This is a genomic window from Brevundimonas diminuta, from assembly GCF_022654015.1.
In the GTDB taxonomy this organism is placed as follows: Bacteria; Pseudomonadota; Alphaproteobacteria; order Caulobacterales; family Caulobacteraceae; genus Brevundimonas; species Brevundimonas diminuta_C.
Genome location: NZ_CP073063.1, coordinates 1,266,706 through 1,282,127, shown reverse-complemented (window position 1 = coordinate 1,282,127; position 15,422 = coordinate 1,266,706). Strand labels below are relative to the sequence as shown.

Here is a 15,422-nt window from a genome sequence, read left to right as displayed (position 1 = left end):
GGTCGATGACAGTTGGGTGACAGCGACCGTCCGTCGCGCCCTCAGCGTCGCTCGATCGGTTGAGGGAACCAGGCGGTGAAGGCCGCGCCCATACCCGGCGCGCTTTCGACCACCAGACCGCCCTGATGGCGATTGATGATGTGTTTGACGATGGCCAGTCCAAGCCCCGTCCCCTGCCGCTCGCCGCTCTTTTGACCCTCGACCCGATAGAAGCGCTCGGTCAGGCGGGGCAGATGTTCGCGCGCCATGCCGGGACCATGATCGCGCACCGTGACGGCGGCATAGGAGACGCCCGCCGTGCGGTCCGGCGTGACCAGCGGCAGTCGTGTGGCGCCGGGCATGCGCGAGGCCCAGGCCTCGTCGAACGACAGGTCCGAACGGACCGAGATTTCGACCGTGCCATTGCGTGACGAATATTTGACGGCGTTGTCGAGAAGGTTCTGCACCACCTGCAATATCTCGTCGCGATCGCCGCTGATCGACGCCCTCGCCTCGCCCTGATCCAGGGCGATGGAAATCTCCTTTTCGCGCGTCAGAACGCTGATGGCGTCAACCACGTCAGAGGCGGCGCGGTCCAGATCGACGCGGCCAGAGGGCGGAATATGCTCGTTCAGCTCGATCCGGCTGAGCGACAGCAGATCCGCGACCAGCCGCCCCATCCGGTCCGCCTGGGCCGACATGATGTCCAGGAACCGGTCGCGCGCAACCACGTCCTCACGGGCATGGCCCTTCAGGGTCTCGATGAAGCCGCTGAGCGAGGCCAGGGGCGTACGCAGTTCATGGCTGGCGTTGGCCAGGAAGTCCACGCGCATCATCTCGATACGGCGCGAGTCCGTTTCGTCGCGCAGGATCAGCAGGGCCAGCTCGGACCCGGCCTTGCTTGACGCTTCGAGTGACAGCGGACGGGTCCAGGCACGCCAGCGTCGGTCACGCTGGCCGCCCGTCGCATAATCCGTGGTTCGCGCCGTTCCGCCGAACAGGGCCTCGTCCACCGCTTCCAGCACGCCCGGTTCGCGGATCACCTGAACCAGCAAGGCGCCCTGACGCTGGATGCGCAGCAGCTCGCGCGCAGCCGCGTTCGCCATGACGATGCGTCGCCCGGCGATGTCGTCCGGCTCGCCGCCGCTGACCACCAGCACCGGATCGTCCAGCGCCTCGAACACCCGGTCGAGAAGATCGCCCGTCATCATGTCGATAGCGGGCTCGGTCGCGGTGCCTTGGCTGGTCGCCGGCTCAGCCCTGCTCGCCTCGCTCATGTTCAAAAGCCAGGCCGAGGCCGCCACGATCACCGCCCCGCCGACCAGCCAGTTGGCCAGTTCGGGATGCAGGATCGCCAGCACCAGCAGGGTCACGATGGCGATGCCGATGCTGGCGCCGACCGTCCACAGCCGCGAGGTGGAGACCGGCGCGACGGGCGATGGCGAGACTTCGTAAGGCATGGGTCCGGGCGACCTCGAACTGAAGAACGATTCCGATCCTTGCACGGATTCTGTGACGGCGTGCCGACAGCCTGCGGCGCCCATAAGCTTCGCCGCACGGTTTCTTTAGAATTGTTGTCTATCGTACGCTCAAGGGGAGGCCTCGTGGACCGCATAATCCATTGTATTGCGCACGATCACGACTGGCGGATCACGCTGTTCGCTGCGCTGATCTGCATGGCCGGTCTGGGCGTCTCCACCCACGTCATGCAGCGGATGGGCCGGCGCGATCCCGGTCGACGCCGCCGTTCGGTCCTGCTGGCCGTCATGATCGGCGCCCTGTCCATCTGGGCGACCCATTTCGTGGCCATGCAAGGGTTCGTGGCCGGCGTGCCGGTGCGTTACAATCCGTTCCTGACAGTCGCCTCTCTTGGGATCGCGCTGGCCATGATCGGCCTGACGATCGGCTCGACGTTGATGGGCAAGGGCCGCATGTGGTGCGTGCTTGCTGCGGTGATCGCGGTCGCCGGCGTCGGCGCCATGCATTATCTGGGCATGGCCGCCATAAGAGCGCCGGCGCACATCAGTTGGGATCCCGGCCTTGTCGCCCTGTCCATCGTCGCAGCCCTGGCGATCGGCGGCGCGACGGCCTTCTTCTATCGTCGGGGCGGCCTGCTGCGCCTGCTGGCGACCACGACGGGACTTTCCGCGACCGTTATCGTTCTTCACTTCATCGGCATGTCCGCCATCACGGTGACGCCGGACCCGACGGTCGCCGCCGACCAAGGGCTGTCCAGCGAGGCGATGCGACTGCTGCTGGCCGCCATTCTGCTGATGATCTGCACGGCTGCCGCCGTCCTGGGCATGATGGCCTATATTTCGCGCGCCACCGCGTTGCGCCGTATTCGCGAGGCGGTGGACGCCATGCCCGATGGCCTGGGCTTCTATGATTCCAAGGATCGGCTGGTGCTTTGGAATGCGCGCTATGCCGAGGTGAACCCCGAGCTCGAGCCGCATCTGGTCGTCGGCCTGACCTTCCGCGAAGCTCTTCGCATCGGCATCGACGAGGGCCGTTATCAGGAGGCGGCGGGCCGCGAAGAAGAATGGCTGAACGAGCGCATGCAGGCACGTCGTCAGCTGTCATCAAACAGCGAGCAACAGGTCGCCGGCGGACGCTGGCTGCGTATCCAGGATCGCCGTACGTCCGAGGGCGGGACGGTCACGGTCTGCAACGACATCACCGATCTGAAACGCGACGCCGAAGCCCTGTCCGAAGCGCGTGACGCGGCCGAGGCCGCCAATGTGGCCAAGAGCCAGTTTCTGGCCAATATGAGCCATGAGATCCGCACGCCGTTGAACGGCGTGATCGGCCTATCCCAGGCCCTGGCCAAGACCGATCTGACGGCTGAACAGCGTGAGATGCTGGATCTGATGCAGGCGTCGGGAAAGACGCTGCAGACCCTTCTGAGCGACATTCTGGATCTGGCCCGCGTCGAATCGGGCAAGCTGGAGCTGACGGAAGACGCCTTCGAGCTGGCGACGGTCGTGCGCGAGGCGGCTCAGCTCTATGCCGAGAACGCGCGTGAGAAGCATCTCGACTTCCACGTCGATATCGATCTGGAAGACGACGTCTGGATTCTGGGCGATGCGGTTCGCCTGAAGCAGATTCTGACCAATCTGATTTCCAACGCCGTCAAATTCACCAGCAAGGGGTTCGTCGGTCTGATCGTGCAGCGGGGGGCGGATCGCGAGGGCTTGCCCGTGCTGCGCTTCACCGTCGAGGACAGCGGCATCGGCTTCGACGCCGCGACGCGGGCGCGCCTGTTCAGTCGCTTCGAACAGGCCGATGGCGGCATCACGCGCAAGTTCGGCGGCTCGGGACTGGGCCTGTCCATCTGTCGCCAGCTGGCCGAGATGATGGGCGGCGACCTGGGCTGTGAAAGCGAACCCGGCGGCGGCGCGGCCTTCATCCTGACGTTGCCGCTGAGACAGACTGAGGCCCCGTCGCGCAAGGAGCCTGCGCCGACCCAACCCGTTGTCGCGGAACAGGCGCGGACGATCCGCGTGCTGGTCGCCGACGACCATCCGACCAACCGCCGCGTGATCGAACTGATTCTGGCGCAGACGCCGACGCAGATCGTGATCGCCGAGAACGGCGCCCAGGCGGTGGAAAGCTTCCGGGCCGATACTTTTGACCTGGTGCTGATGGACATGCAGATGCCCGTCATGGACGGGCTGACCGCGACCCAGGAGATTCGGCTGCACGAGGCGACGATGGGTCTGGATCGCACGCCGATTGTCATGCTGACCGCCAACGCCATGCCGGAGCACGTCGCCGCCGGACGCGCAGCCGGGGCCGACCACCACCTGGCCAAGCCGTTCAACGCCGCAGAACTGCTTGGCATCGTCGCAGCGCCGACGTCGCTGCTGAAGGATCGCGCGCGGGCGGCGTGAAGCGGAACCTTTGACGGTTGCGCCTTGGACCTGATGCGTGTAATAGCCCGCGCTCTTGAATTCGAGGGTTCATCACCCCCGCCGCGAGAGCCCCGGGTTGGCGCGGCGTTTCCGTTGTTGTTGAGGCGAGCCACATGGCCGAGATCATTCTGAACGTGGACGTCCGCGATGGCGTCGGCACCGGCGGCGCTCGCGCTGCGCGTCGCGCCGGTTTCGTGCCGGGCGTCCTTTACGGCGGCGAGCAAGCCCCCGTCGCCATTTCGGTGAACGAGAAGGACTTCCGCAAGTCGCTCTACACCGGCAAGCTGCTGGGCCACCTGGTGACCCTGAAGTACGGCGACGAAACCCAGCCGGTCATCGCCAAGGACGTGCAGTTCGACCCCGTTTCGGACCGCCCCCTGCACTTCGACCTGATGCGCGTCGACGAGAAGGCTCCGGTCAAGATCGAAGTGCCGGTGCACTTCCTGAACGCCGATGAAGCGCCCTACTCGCGTCAGGGCGGCTCGCTGGAGATCGTCCGTCACGCCGTTGAGATCCTGGTCCGCGCCGACCAGATCCCGGAAGAGCTGGTTGTCGATCTGGCCAAGGCCGAAATCGGCGACACCATCCGCATCTCGGACATCAAGCTGCCCAAGGGCGCGGAAGCCACGATCACCGACCGCGACTTCGTGATCGCCACGGTCAAGATCTCGTCGGCCGCCCTGTCGGAAGCCGCTGACGAAGCCGCCGAAGCCGAGGCCGCTCCGGTCGAGAAGACCGAAGACTGATCCTTCGTCGCTTCGACAAGATCAGGCCCCGCCCGGTTCGCCGTGCGGGGCTTTTCTTTGCCTGACGCAAACGGCAAGAGGACGCCATGATCATCATCGCGGGGCTCGGCAATCCGGGCGGGAAATACGAGAAGAATCGGCACAACATCGGCTTCATGGCCGCCGACGAGATCGCGCGCCGGTGGCGGTTCGGGCCTGAGCGCGCCAAGTTCCAGTCGATCGTCAGCGAGGGTCTGGTCGACGGGACCAAGGTCCTGCTGATGAAGCCCCAGACCTATATGAACGAAAGCGGTCGGGCGGTCGGCGAGGCGGCGCGGTTCTACAAGATCAAGCCGAGTGAAATCATCGTTTTCCACGACGAGATCGATCTTGCCCCAGGGCGGTTCCGCATGAAGACCGGCGGCGGCGCGGCCGGCCAGAACGGCATCCGCTCCCTGATCAGTCATCTTGGCGCCGACTTCCGACGTGCACGCATGGGCATCGGCCATCCGGGCGAAAAGGAACTGGTCATGCCCCACGTCCTGGGGGACTTTCACAAGGCCGAACAGCCCTGGCTGGACGCCATGCTTCAGGCCTGCGCCGACGCCCTGCCCTTCGCAATCGCCGGCGACGACGAACGCTATCAGGGCGAGGTCATGCGCCTGGCCCCCGCGCCGAAGTTCAGCCCCCGCCAGGCCGCGCGCGGCGAGCTTTAGGACAAACCGCCGCCTATCGCGCCGTCGCAAAACGCCGTAGAGGCCAGACGTGACCCGCGCTCAGGCCGACAATTGGTCGATCTCGCAATCGCTCGCCTTCCTGGCGGCGGTGTTTGCGCTCGTGCTCGGAACCCTGCTGCCGTTCGCGGCCTTGGCGGCGGTTCAGCCGGGCCATCCGCTGGTCATCTGTTCGGCGGAAGGCCCCCAGACCATCCAGTCCGGCGGCATGGACGGCCCGGTCAACAAGCACGTCGGGGCCAAATGCGCGGCCTGCGTCATGCCGTTGGCCGCCGCCCTGCCCTGCCCGCCTGCGCCCGAGCCGGCGCCGGTGGTCCGCACCGTCGAGCGCGTCGTCTATGTCGCCGCCAGCGTCAGCCCGCCGCCGCCCGCTCGCGCGCCGCCGCGTCCGCCGTCCACCGCCCCACCCCAAGCCTGAACCAGACCCCAAGCTCGCGCCGGCCCCAGCGCCCGCGCGCCGTCTCGTTCTGATTTCAGGTTCAATCCCATGTCCTTCAAGACCCCCGCAGCGCCCTGCGCGCTGCTGCTCGCCGCCCTATCCAACGCCGGTTGGACAAGCCCCGCCTTGGCCCAGCAAACTCCCGAACCGGCTTTGCTGGACAGCGTCATCGTCACCGGCCGCCGCAACGCCGAGGATCCGCCCGTCGTCGCAGACGCGCGACAGCGGCTGTCGCGCACGCCGGGCGCCGTTGCTGTCATTTCAGCCGAATCTTACGCCGACCGCTATGCGGCCAACCTCGCTGACGTGCTGCGCGATGCGCCCGGCGTCTATGCCCAGAAGAAGTGGGGCGGCGACATTCGCCTGTCGATTCGCGGATCGGGCATAGGCAATGCGGTTCACAATCGCGGCGTTCTGCTGGCTCAGGATGGCGTGCCGTTCAACGAGGCCGACGGGTTCGGTGACTTCCAGCTGATCGACCCGCTGATCGCCCGCTACACCGAGGTCTACAAGGGCGGGAATGCGCTGCGGTTCGGCGGAGCCGTGCTGGGCGGGGCGGTCAATCTGGTGACGCCGACGGGGCGCACGGCCTCGTCCAACCTGAACCTGCGCCTGGACGGCGGCTCTTACGGAACCGTGCGCGCCCATGCCGAGGTCGCGGGCGTTCGCGGCGATTGGGACGGTTTCGCCGCCGTCACGGGCCAGAGCGTCGATGGGTGGCGTCAACAGAGCGAAGGCAAGGCGCTGAACCTGTCGGGCAACATCGGGCGCAGCTTTGGACAGGACCGCGAAGTTCGCCTGTTGGCCTCGTGGGGCGACATCCATCAGGAGATCCCGGGCAGCGTCAGTCTGTCCGACGCCCTGACAAATCCCGAGGCGGCCAATCCCGCCAATATCGCCCTCAACTATCAGCGCAATATGCGCTCGCTTCGCACCACTTTGCAGACGCGCTGGAGGCTGGACGACGCAACGGTGTTCGAGGGCGCCCTCTATGGAACCTGGAAAGATCTGGACCATCCCATCTTCCAGGTCATCGACCAGCAGAGCCGCAACTACGGCGCCCTCGGCCGGTTCGACTGGCAGGGCCGGATCGGCGGCCTGCGCGCCGACGCCTTCTATGGCGCCTGGTATCGACAGGGTGATCTGGACGCCAAACAGTGGGTCAATGTCGGCGGACAGCAGAACGGTTTACGCGCCCGCAGCTTCCAGAACGGCAAGGGGCTGGATGTCTTCGGCGAGGGGCGGCTGTTCGTGACCGATCGACTGGCGCTGGTCGCGGGAGGAACCTGGGGGCGCGCCGAGCGCGACTATCAGAGCTATGTCGTTCCCGGCGTCGTCGGCACGATCGACCTGACCACCGACAAGACCTTCGACTGGTTCACGCCTCGCGCCGGCCTGTTGTGGGAGAGCGAGGACGGTGCCCAAGTCTTCGCCAACGTGACCCGCTCGATCGAGCCGCCCAACTTCTCGGCCTTGTCGCCGACTGCCGGCGGCTATCAGCCCCTCGTGCCGCAAGAGGCCGTGACCTGGGAAGTCGGCACGCGGGGTCGGCGGGGACCGCTGACCTGGGACGTGACCGCCTATCGCGCCGATCTGAAACACGAACTGCTGAACTTTGCTGTAAACGCCGCCCTGGGCATCCCGGCCGCCACCTTCAACGCGGGCCCGACGATCCACCATGGGATCGAGGCGGGGCTGGATTGGAGGATCGCGCCGGGATGGCGGCTGCGCCAGACCTACGCCTTCTCCGACTTCTATTTCGACGGGGACAAGGTCTATGGCGACGGCCATCTGCCAGTCGTGCCGCCGCATCTGTACCGCGCAGAGCTTCGCTATGACGATCCGGCAGGCTGGTTCATCGCGCCTAGCGTGGAATGGTCGATCAAGGATGCCTGGGTCGATTATGCCAACACTCTGAGGTCGCCGTCCTACGCCGTCGCGAACCTGAACATGGGCTGGACCGTCAATCGCCGACTGACGGTGTTCGCCGATGTCCGCAACCTGTTCGACGAATCTTATGTGTCGAACTTCGGCGCGGTCACGGACGCCCGCGTGGCCACCGTGTCCAAGGCCGTCTTCTTCCCCGGCGAAGGCCGTTCGGCCTATGTCGGCGTCAGGATGAGCTACTGATGGCGCGCAATCTCGACAAGACGACGCCGGACGACCTGTCCGGCGCCTATCGGGCGGTCTGGCGCTGGCACTTCTATGCTGGCGTCTTCGTCATGCCGGTGCTGATGCTGCTGGCCCTGACGGGGGGTCTCTATCTGTTCAAGGACGAGATCGACGGCTTTCTGTATCGCGACATGATCCGCGTGCCGGCCGTTCAAACTCAGGCGGCGCCGGAAACCTGGGTGGCTTCGGCCGCCCAGGCCGCAGGCGGCGGGCGGGTCGCCAATCTGGTCATGCCTGCCCGCGACGATGAGGCGATCCGGCTGCGGGTCGATCGACCCGATGGGGTGCAGAAGACGGTCTTCGTCGATCCGCACACCAGCCGGGCCACAGGCGTCATTCCGGCCGGCGGGTTCATGGAGCTGGTCAAGAAGACGCACAGCCTGACCCTGCTGGGGCGGCCGTTCAACATTCTGGTCGAGATCGTCGCCGGCTGGACGATCATCCTGTTCGCCACGGGGCTCTATCTGTGGTGGCCGCGCGGGCGGGGCGTCGCGACCTTTGCACCGCAGACGACCGACAGCCGCCGCCGGCCGTTCTGGCGTGACCTACATGCGCTGACGGGGTTCTATGTCGGCGGGGTCGTGCTGTTTCTGGCCGTGACCGGCATGCCGTGGTCGGCGGTCTGGGGCGACAAGGTCATGGGGGCGGTCAAGGAGACGGGGCTGGGGCGGCCGCCCGCGCCCGTCGCCGGCGCCTGGCAGAGGGTGCAGCACCACGATGCGCCGGTCGGGGCCGGCTGGACCATGGAGGGCATGGTGATGACCCACGACCACGCCGGCCATGGCGGCCTGGCGCAGGTTCTGCGGGTCGCGGATCAGGCCAGCCTGGCGCGCCCCTATACGGTGAACATCCCCAAGGCCGACGACACCGCCTATACGCTGACGACCCAGGCGACGCGAGTTCAGGACAGCCGATCGCTCTATGTCGATGCGGCCTCCGGGCGGCTGCTGGGCGACATCGGCTATCACCAGTTCGGCGCCGGCGCCAAGGCCATCGAGTTCGGCATCTATACGCACCAGGGCACGCAGTTCGGACAGGCGAACCGCATCGTCATGCTGATGGGCTGCATCGGCGTGTGGCTGCTGGCGATCAGCGGCCTGGTCATGTGGTGGAAGCGCCGCCCGCCCAATCTGTCGCGCCGACGCCTGGGCGCGCCGCCCGCCCCGCCGGGACCGCGCGCGCGCGCCGCTGTCCTCGGCATCGTCCTGCCCCTCGCCATCCTCTATCCCCTGACGGGACTGAGCCTGATCGCGGCCGTATTGCTCGACCGAGCCCTGCGTCCGATGATCCGGCGCCGTTCCGCCGCCTCGTGAAAGACCTGACGCCATGAAGATCAAACTCGCCCTTGCCGCCGCCGCCCTGTCGCTGGCGGCCTGCAATTCGCCCGAGCCGGCCAAGGCGCCCGCCGCTGAGACGCCGACGGCGACCGCCGCCGTGAGCGCGACCGACGCCTGGTGCCGCCCGTCGCCGAACGGGGCCAAGGCCGGCGGCTGCTACGTCACCCTGACTGCTGCGACCGACGACCGGCTGACGGGTGGTTCGACGCCGCGCGCCGGATCGCTTCAGGTCCACGAGATGAAGACCGAGAACGGCATGATGAAGATGGCAGAGATGACGGCGGGCCTGCCCCTGCCTTCCGGTCAGGCCGTGGCCCTGGCGCCGGGCGGCAACCACCTGATGCTGATCGAGCTGACCGCGCCTCTCGTCGCCGGCGAAACCGTGCCCCTGACCTTCCAGTTCGCGTCGGCGCCGGCGATCACGGTTCAGGCGCAGGTTCGCCAACCGGCCATGGACGGCATGGATCACGGCGCCCACTGACCTCAGTTGAAGCGCGAGCCTGACAAACCGGTTCGAACCGGGTAAAGGCTCGCGCCTCACGAGGAATACCATGGCTCTTAAAGTCGCGATCGTCGGCCTGCCCAACGTCGGCAAGTCCACCCTGTTCAACGCCCTGACCAAGACGGCGGCGGCCCAGGCGGCCAACTATCCGTTCTGCACCATCGAGCCGAACACCGGCGATGTGGCGGTGCCCGAGGCGCGTCTGAACGCCTTGGCCGAGATCGCCGGATCGAAAGAGATCATCCCGGCCCGCATCACCTTCGTCGATGTCGCCGGTCTGGTGCGCGGCGCGTCCAAGGGCGAGGGCCTGGGCAACCAGTTCCTGGCCAACATCCGCGACTGCGACGCCGTGGCCTTCGTGGCGCGCTGCTTCGTGGATGACGACATCACCCACGTCGAGGACCGCATCGATCCGATCGCCGATCTGGAGATCATCGAGACCGAGCTGATGCTGGCCGACATGGAAAGCCTGGAGCGCCGCCGGCCCCAGCTGGAGAAGCGCGCCAAGGGCGGCGACAAGGAATCCGGCCTGACGCTGAAACTGGTCGACCTAGCCCTGGCCCAGCTGAACGCCGGCAAGCCCGCCCGCACCGCCGAGGTGTCCAAGGAGGACATCAAGGCCTGGCACATGCTGCAACTGCTGACGGCGCTTCCCGCCCTCTATGTCTCGAACGTCGAGGAAGGCTCGGCCGACAAGGGCAACGACCTGTCCGACAAGGTCGCCGCGCGCGCCGCCCAGGACAACGCCAACTCGGTCGTCATCTCGGCCCAGATCGAGTCCGAGATCGCCGTGCTGGACGACGAGGAGCAGAAGGAGTTCCTGGAGACCCTGGGTCTGGAAGAGCCCGGCCTGAACCGTCTGATCCGCGAGGCCTACAAGCTGCTGGGCCTGCAGACCTATTTCACGGTCGGCCCCAAGGAAGCGCGCGCCTGGACCATCAATGTCGGCGACACCGCGCCCCAGGCGGCCGGCGTGATCCACACCGATTTCGAAAAAGGCTTCATCCGCGCCGAGACGATCGCCTTCGACGACTTCGTCGCCTTGCGCGGCGAAGCCAAGGCGCGCGAGGCCGGCAAGCTGCGCGCCGAAGGCAAGTCCTATGTCGTCAAGGACGGCGACGTGATGAACTTCCTGTTCAACTAGGCGGCGCGGCAGGCGGGGTTTCGGCCCCGTCCTTCTTCATCATCTTTTCCAGCGGATTGGCGGGATCGGGCGCGCGCGGCGAACCGGGGCAGCGCGCCAGTTTCGTCGTCTTCATGTCCTGATCGACATAGGTCAGGTTCATCACGTCGCCGCTCGTGCTCATATGCACCCGCTCGGTCTGAGCCCGCCCCGCGCATCGCAGAACAGAAACGTAGCCGGAACCCGTCTCGTCGATGCTGGCGATGTCGCAGTTGCGGCCATAGGCGTCGAAGCGCAGCGGCGTCAGAGTGATCGGACTGCGTTCGCCCTGGGGTCGGGTGCACCATTGCGGGTTCGCCGCCCAGACCCCCACGAAGCTGCGCGGCCCGCGTCCGGCCAGAGAAGACGGTCCAGGCGGTTCGACCGGCTGCATGGCCTCGGGCGTGCGCAGGGGCGCCGCCGGTTCGTTCGGCGGATTGACCTCGTGATCGCCGCAGGCGGCCAGAAGTACGATCGCACCCGCCATCGGGATCAAGGCTGATTTCATCCCGCCACAACGCCACGGCCAAGGTTCGGGTTCAATCCGATGACCAGCGCCAGCGGCTGAGATCGGATTCAGCTCAAGACCACGCGGCCGTCGATCATGCGGAAGGCCACGCCGGTGCGCTGGAACAGGCGGGCGATGACGGCGGACGGATCGGACGCGCCCTGGTCCAGCAGCCGCTCGACATCGCCGCGCAGCGACGGGTCGCGCGATGTCCGGGTCAGGGCCGTCAGCCATTCCTCGCGGCTGAGCACGCCGTCCGGTTGGCGCAACAGAGGTCTGAGGAAGTCGAACCAGTCGCCGCCGGTCCGCTGGTGTTGCGCGCCTTCCGCCGCCAGGGAGAAGACAGCCCCGCAGGCGTAGTAGGCGCGGTGTTCGCCCCGGGCGCCGGCCTGGGCGACCGGCTGGCGGGCCAGGTTGACGCAGTCGTCCACCTCGGACTGAAGCTCGGCCCGGTCGTCATAGTTTGCGTCTAGGGCCTTCAGGGCGCGCACAGCCATCAGGTCGGCCCCGCCCTCGGTGATCCAGGCCTCGTCGGCGAAGGCGTAGCGCACCGTCTGCCCCAGCCAGAAATGCGCGCCCTCATGGCCGATGAACCAGCGCGAACGCTCCACGATTTCCGGCTGGGGCGAGGTCACGCCCCTGCCCTCGAACGACATGACGATCAGGCCCGGCAGGACGCTGCCGCCCATGCTGGTCATGCTTTCGGTCGGTCCGTTCCAGGCCACCATGACGATGGGCGTATCGCCGCCGGAGCCCGGCGCGCCGAGGCGATCGCGGTAATAGTGACCGACACGCGGCGCAAAGCCGCGAATCTCTTCGCCGATCCACGGCGGCAGATTGGGGTCCATAACGGTCGACAGGCCATCGCCCGGCGTCACCGTCGCCTCGCCCAGCAGGACGTAGCTGCGCTCGTCCATCGTGGTCAGTTCGTCGCGGCGGCGCCCGTTGAATAAAACGGGTCCGTTCTCGTCCCGCCACGTCACGCGCGAGGGACCGCCATCCAGCCGGATCCGGTTCAGGTCGTCCGGCACCTGTTCGGCCGCCTGGGCCGACGGCAGGGCGAAGACGTCGAGTTGCCGGGTCGGCAGGGCCACCGCGCCATTGGAGAACAGCAGGGTCGGATACTCGGCCTCTAGATCCACTGCCTGCGGCCGGACGCGGAAGCGGACCTCGCGGGGAACAGGCCCGCCGTCCGTGCTGCGGATGATGTCGTAATGGCCGCGTCGTTCCATGACGACCCCGGGCGTCTCGACCGCCCACTGGCGCGGCCGCCACGGCTGGCGCGAATCCTGTTCCAGCGCCGAATCCTGGAAGGCCCAGACCGGCGCGTCACGCGCGAAGCGATAGTCGATGTTCAGGTGATCGCCGTCGTGGGTGACCGTCACCTGGGGTCCGCCTTCCTCCTGAAAGGTCGTCGGCGCCGACATGGGCCCGGCGGCGCAGGCGCCGCTCATCAGGGCGAGAGCCAGGACGGCGGACAAGGCGAAAGCGTGGACGCGCAAGGGCGATCTCCTGAAGGGCGGTCGGCGCGAAGCCTAGCGGTCGTCAACGCGTCGCGTCAGCTTACGGTTTCGTCAGGCTGAGGCCCGTTCCAAGGCGCGGCCCGCCGCCGCCAGTTCGCCGGCCATCACGGCCTTCAGCCGCTGCGGCGACAGGATCTGCACCTGCTCGCCCCAGGTAAACAGGTGCCAGGCCAGCTCGCGCATGCCTGAGGCGCGGAACCGCACGATCACGCCGCCGTCCGGCTGATCCTCGAACGACTGGGTGGGGTGCCAGCGCCAGCCCCTGGCCTCGGCCGCGCCCTCGGGCGCGATGCGCAACACGACGTCCTCGATCTCGTCCTGATAGATGCCGAAGGACTGGCTGGCGAAGACACCGAGGTCGAAATCGGCGGGCGGCACGGCCAACCCCTCCTGCGGGGCGACATGGCTCATTCGGTCCAGGCGGAAGGTCTGTATGCGGCCGGTCTCGCGGTCGGCGGCGACCAGATAATTGGCCCGGCCGAACATCACGCCGCAGGGCGCCACGCTGCGCCGACGCGGCTCGGCGCCCGGACGGGAATAGGTGAAGCCCAGCGTCTGTTGCGCCAGCACCGCCGCGCGAATGGCGGTCAGCATGGCCTCGTCGGCGGAGGGTCGAGGGCCGGCCTGGACCGCAATGGTTTCAGCCCGGACCAGGGCCTCCAGATCCGGCGCCATGCGGTTCAGGGTGGTTGACCGCATCGCCGCCTTCAGCTTGCGCTCCAGCCCTTCCAGCGCCGTGGCGCGCGCCGGTTCGCCGGCGGTGCGCAGGGCGGTCGCGGCCTTGGACAGTTCCAGCATTTCGGTCGCCGTCGGAGCTTGTTCGAAGGCCGATAGACCGCCCCGGATGCGCCAGCGTTTGGACGGCGGGTCCGAAACCTCGTCCACCTGGGGAAACAGCATCAGAACCGCGTCGCGCATCCGTTCGGCGGTGCGTCGGCCGACGCGCATGTCGCGCGCGATCTCGTCCAGGCTCAGCCCTTCGGCGCTGGCGGCCATGCGGCGCGCCAGATCGATCACCATCGCCGCCTTGTCGTGTCTCAATGCCTTCGCCGATCCCTACGTCCGTTTCTGACGCAACACTGCTTCATAACGACATCATCGACAAGAGGCCCCCGCTTCAGGAGATCATCAGATGGCGCATTTCCAACCCACTCAGACCGTCAACGCCAGCCGCTACATCATCGTCCCGTGCGAGGCCGATGGGTCGTCCGACCTCGCCGTGATCTGGGACCGGCTGGAGGAACAGGTGGTCGACGTCATTTCGGCCGCCGCCAGCAGCCGCTATTCGGACGAGGACATGCTGTGGGACGAAGGCCGCGCCGGCGACACGGCCCCCGAGTGGCGGATGGCTGCCTGAAATCAGGCCGCCTTCGGCTTGGTCCAGCGGTCGATCATACGCTGGGCCGGCTGCTCGACCAGTCGGTGCGCCACAACGGCGACCGCGACGATGAAGCCGAACATGGCGACGGCGAACAGGTCGTTCAGCCAGACAGAGCCGAAGTTGATGCGACGAACCGGGACCAGGTCCAGCTTCCTGGCCACGATCATCATCACGGTCAGGATGAACATGTGGACCATGTAAATGGCGAACGACCACCGCCCCAAGGTGACCAGAGCCGGATGGTCCAGCACGCGTGACAGCGCCCCCTCCTCGCCCGCGAAGACCCAGATCAGCGCCACGAAGATCAAGGTGACGGCCACGGTGATCGGCCCCTGAGCATAGCCGATGAACACGCAGGCCGCGACGATGGCCGCAATCTCCAACAGAGTCGCGGCGCCGCCCTTGAGCCGCGGAATTCGGATCCAGAGCCCTTGCAGTAGGCAGCCCAGGAAGAAGCCATAGACTGCGCGCGGCACGGCGAAGTCATAGGTCGTATTCATCCAGCGCCGGGCGTAGCTGAGCACCAGAGCGCCGCCGATGATCGCCAGCACCAGCCCGATCCAGCGGAACCTTCTGGGCGCGATCAGCACCAACCCTGCGAAGATCAGATAGCAGGCCCATTCGGCGCTGAGCGTCCAGGCCGGCCCGTTCCAGGTCAGATAGGGATGCACATGCCAAGCCTGGATCAGCGCCAGATTGGAGAAGATCGCCTCGATCGACCGATCCCGCGTGAACGGCGGCGCGCTGTCGAAATGGAAGATCAGACGCGCCAGCTCCAGCCCGATAAAGGCCGCCAGCATCAGCAGATGCAGCGGCCAGATCCGCCCAAAGCGCCGCACCATGAACCGTCCGGCGTCACGTCCCGACTTCAGTCGGTTCGCATAGGCGTGGGCGATCACAAAGCCCGACAAGACGAAGAAGTAATCGACGAACAGATAGGAATGCTGAATGAAACCCCAGTCGCGCCAATGACTTGCGACCGGCATGTGAAACATCACGACAAGGATGGCGCACACACCCCGCAGGGAATCCAAAGCCTCGAAACG

General features: G+C 66.8%; 14 protein-coding genes. 9 read left to right on the top strand and 5 right to left on the bottom strand.

Features of this window, described 5'->3' with window-relative positions; genetic code table 11:
* Positions 1-41 precede the first annotated feature (41 nt).
* The gene (locus tag KAK88_RS06255) at positions 42-1,439 is read right to left on the bottom strand and encodes an ATP-binding protein (protein ID WP_242078318.1); all 1,398 of its coding nucleotides are present in this window, start codon (positions 1,437-1,439) and stop codon (positions 42-44) included.
* Positions 1,440-1,583: 144 nt separating this feature from the next.
* On the opposite strand from KAK88_RS06255, the gene KAK88_RS06250 reads away from it, so the two are divergent.
* From KAK88_RS06250 to ychF, 8 genes are all read left to right on the top strand, one after another.
* Positions 1,584-3,872, top strand: coding sequence for an ATP-binding protein (locus KAK88_RS06250; protein WP_242078317.1), 2,289 nt, complete (start codon positions 1,584-1,586; stop codon positions 3,870-3,872).
* Between the two features lie 134 nt (positions 3,873-4,006).
* Entirely contained in the window at positions 4,007-4,639 is a 633-nt protein-coding gene (locus KAK88_RS06245; RefSeq protein ID WP_242078316.1) for a 50S ribosomal protein L25/general stress protein Ctc, read from the top strand.
* 86 nt (positions 4,640-4,725) lie between these two features.
* Entirely contained in the window at positions 4,726-5,334 is a 609-nt protein-coding gene (pth, locus tag KAK88_RS06240) for an aminoacyl-tRNA hydrolase (protein ID WP_066552078.1), read from the top strand.
* Between the two features lie 49 nt (positions 5,335-5,383).
* The gene (locus tag KAK88_RS06235) at positions 5,384-5,770 is read left to right on the top strand and encodes a hypothetical protein (RefSeq protein ID WP_055804207.1); all 387 of its coding nucleotides are present in this window, start codon (positions 5,384-5,386) and stop codon (positions 5,768-5,770) included.
* A 69-nt stretch (positions 5,771-5,839) separates the two neighbouring features.
* Positions 5,840-7,921: a TonB-dependent receptor family protein gene (locus tag KAK88_RS06230; protein WP_242078315.1), complete on the top strand. Its 2,082-nt coding sequence runs from the start codon at positions 5,840-5,842 to the stop codon at positions 7,919-7,921.
* On the top strand, positions 7,921-9,276 hold the full coding sequence (locus KAK88_RS06225) for a PepSY-associated TM helix domain-containing protein (protein ID WP_242078314.1): 1,356 nt from the start codon (positions 7,921-7,923) through the stop codon (positions 9,274-9,276). Before KAK88_RS06230 ends, KAK88_RS06225 begins: the two co-directional genes overlap by 1 nt.
* A 13-nt stretch (positions 9,277-9,289) precedes the next feature.
* Positions 9,290-9,781 (top strand): copper chaperone PCu(A)C, encoded by a 492-nt coding sequence (locus tag KAK88_RS06220; RefSeq protein ID WP_242078313.1) that lies wholly within the window; start codon positions 9,290-9,292, stop codon positions 9,779-9,781.
* Positions 9,782-9,851: 70 nt separating this feature from the next.
* A complete protein-coding gene (ychF, locus tag KAK88_RS06215) occupies positions 9,852-10,946 on the top strand; it encodes a redox-regulated ATPase YchF (RefSeq protein WP_242078312.1) in 1,095 nt (364 codons plus the stop codon).
* On the opposite strand, the gene KAK88_RS06210 is transcribed toward ychF, so the two are convergent.
* The 3 genes from KAK88_RS06210 to KAK88_RS06200 form a co-directional block, all read right to left on the bottom strand.
* Positions 10,939-11,472 (bottom strand): hypothetical protein, encoded by a 534-nt coding sequence (locus tag KAK88_RS06210; RefSeq protein WP_242078311.1) that lies wholly within the window; start codon positions 11,470-11,472, stop codon positions 10,939-10,941. The two genes, ychF and KAK88_RS06210, sit on opposite strands and share 8 nt — an antisense overlap.
* 68 nt (positions 11,473-11,540) lie before the next feature.
* Positions 11,541-12,974: a hypothetical protein gene (locus tag KAK88_RS06205; RefSeq protein ID WP_242078310.1), complete on the bottom strand. Its 1,434-nt coding sequence runs from the start codon at positions 12,972-12,974 to the stop codon at positions 11,541-11,543.
* 72 nt (positions 12,975-13,046) lie between these two features.
* Entirely contained in the window at positions 13,047-14,036 is a 990-nt protein-coding gene (locus KAK88_RS06200) for a helix-turn-helix transcriptional regulator (protein WP_242078309.1), read from the bottom strand.
* Between the two features lie 91 nt (positions 14,037-14,127).
* Between KAK88_RS06200 and KAK88_RS06195 the strand changes: the two genes are divergently transcribed.
* The gene (locus KAK88_RS06195; protein ID WP_242078308.1) at positions 14,128-14,352 is read left to right on the top strand and encodes a hypothetical protein; all 225 of its coding nucleotides are present in this window, start codon (positions 14,128-14,130) and stop codon (positions 14,350-14,352) included.
* 2 nt (positions 14,353-14,354) lie between these two features.
* Here the strand turns inward: KAK88_RS06195 and KAK88_RS06190 are convergent, their stop codons facing one another.
* Positions 14,355-15,362: an acyltransferase family protein gene (locus KAK88_RS06190; protein ID WP_242078307.1), complete on the bottom strand. Its 1,008-nt coding sequence runs from the start codon at positions 15,360-15,362 to the stop codon at positions 14,355-14,357.
* Positions 15,363-15,422 lie beyond the last annotated feature (60 nt).

Excerpts from the sequence above, each read along its gene's own strand:
- KAK88_RS06255 (WP_242078318.1), bottom strand. The coding sequence starts at position 1,439 with ATGCCTTACGAAGTCTCGCCATCGCCCGTCGCGCCGGTCTCCACCTCG.
- KAK88_RS06245 (WP_242078316.1), top strand. The coding sequence starts at position 4,007 with ATGGCCGAGATCATTCTGAACGTGGACGTCCGCGATGGCGTCGGCACC.
- pth (WP_066552078.1), top strand. The coding sequence starts at position 4,726 with ATGATCATCATCGCGGGGCTCGGCAATCCGGGCGGGAAATACGAGAAG.
- KAK88_RS06230 (WP_242078315.1), top strand. The coding sequence starts at position 5,840 with ATGTCCTTCAAGACCCCCGCAGCGCCCTGCGCGCTGCTGCTCGCCGCC.
- KAK88_RS06225 (WP_242078314.1), top strand. The coding sequence starts at position 7,921 with ATGGCGCGCAATCTCGACAAGACGACGCCGGACGACCTGTCCGGCGCC.
- KAK88_RS06220 (WP_242078313.1), top strand. The coding sequence starts at position 9,290 with ATGAAGATCAAACTCGCCCTTGCCGCCGCCGCCCTGTCGCTGGCGGCC.
- ychF (WP_242078312.1), top strand. The coding sequence starts at position 9,852 with ATGGCTCTTAAAGTCGCGATCGTCGGCCTGCCCAACGTCGGCAAGTCC.
- KAK88_RS06210 (WP_242078311.1), bottom strand. The coding sequence starts at position 11,472 with ATGAAATCAGCCTTGATCCCGATGGCGGGTGCGATCGTACTTCTGGCC.
- KAK88_RS06195 (WP_242078308.1), top strand. The coding sequence starts at position 14,128 with ATGGCGCATTTCCAACCCACTCAGACCGTCAACGCCAGCCGCTACATC.
- KAK88_RS06190 (WP_242078307.1), bottom strand. The coding sequence starts at position 15,362 with ATGCCGGTCGCAAGTCATTGGCGCGACTGGGGTTTCATTCAGCATTCC.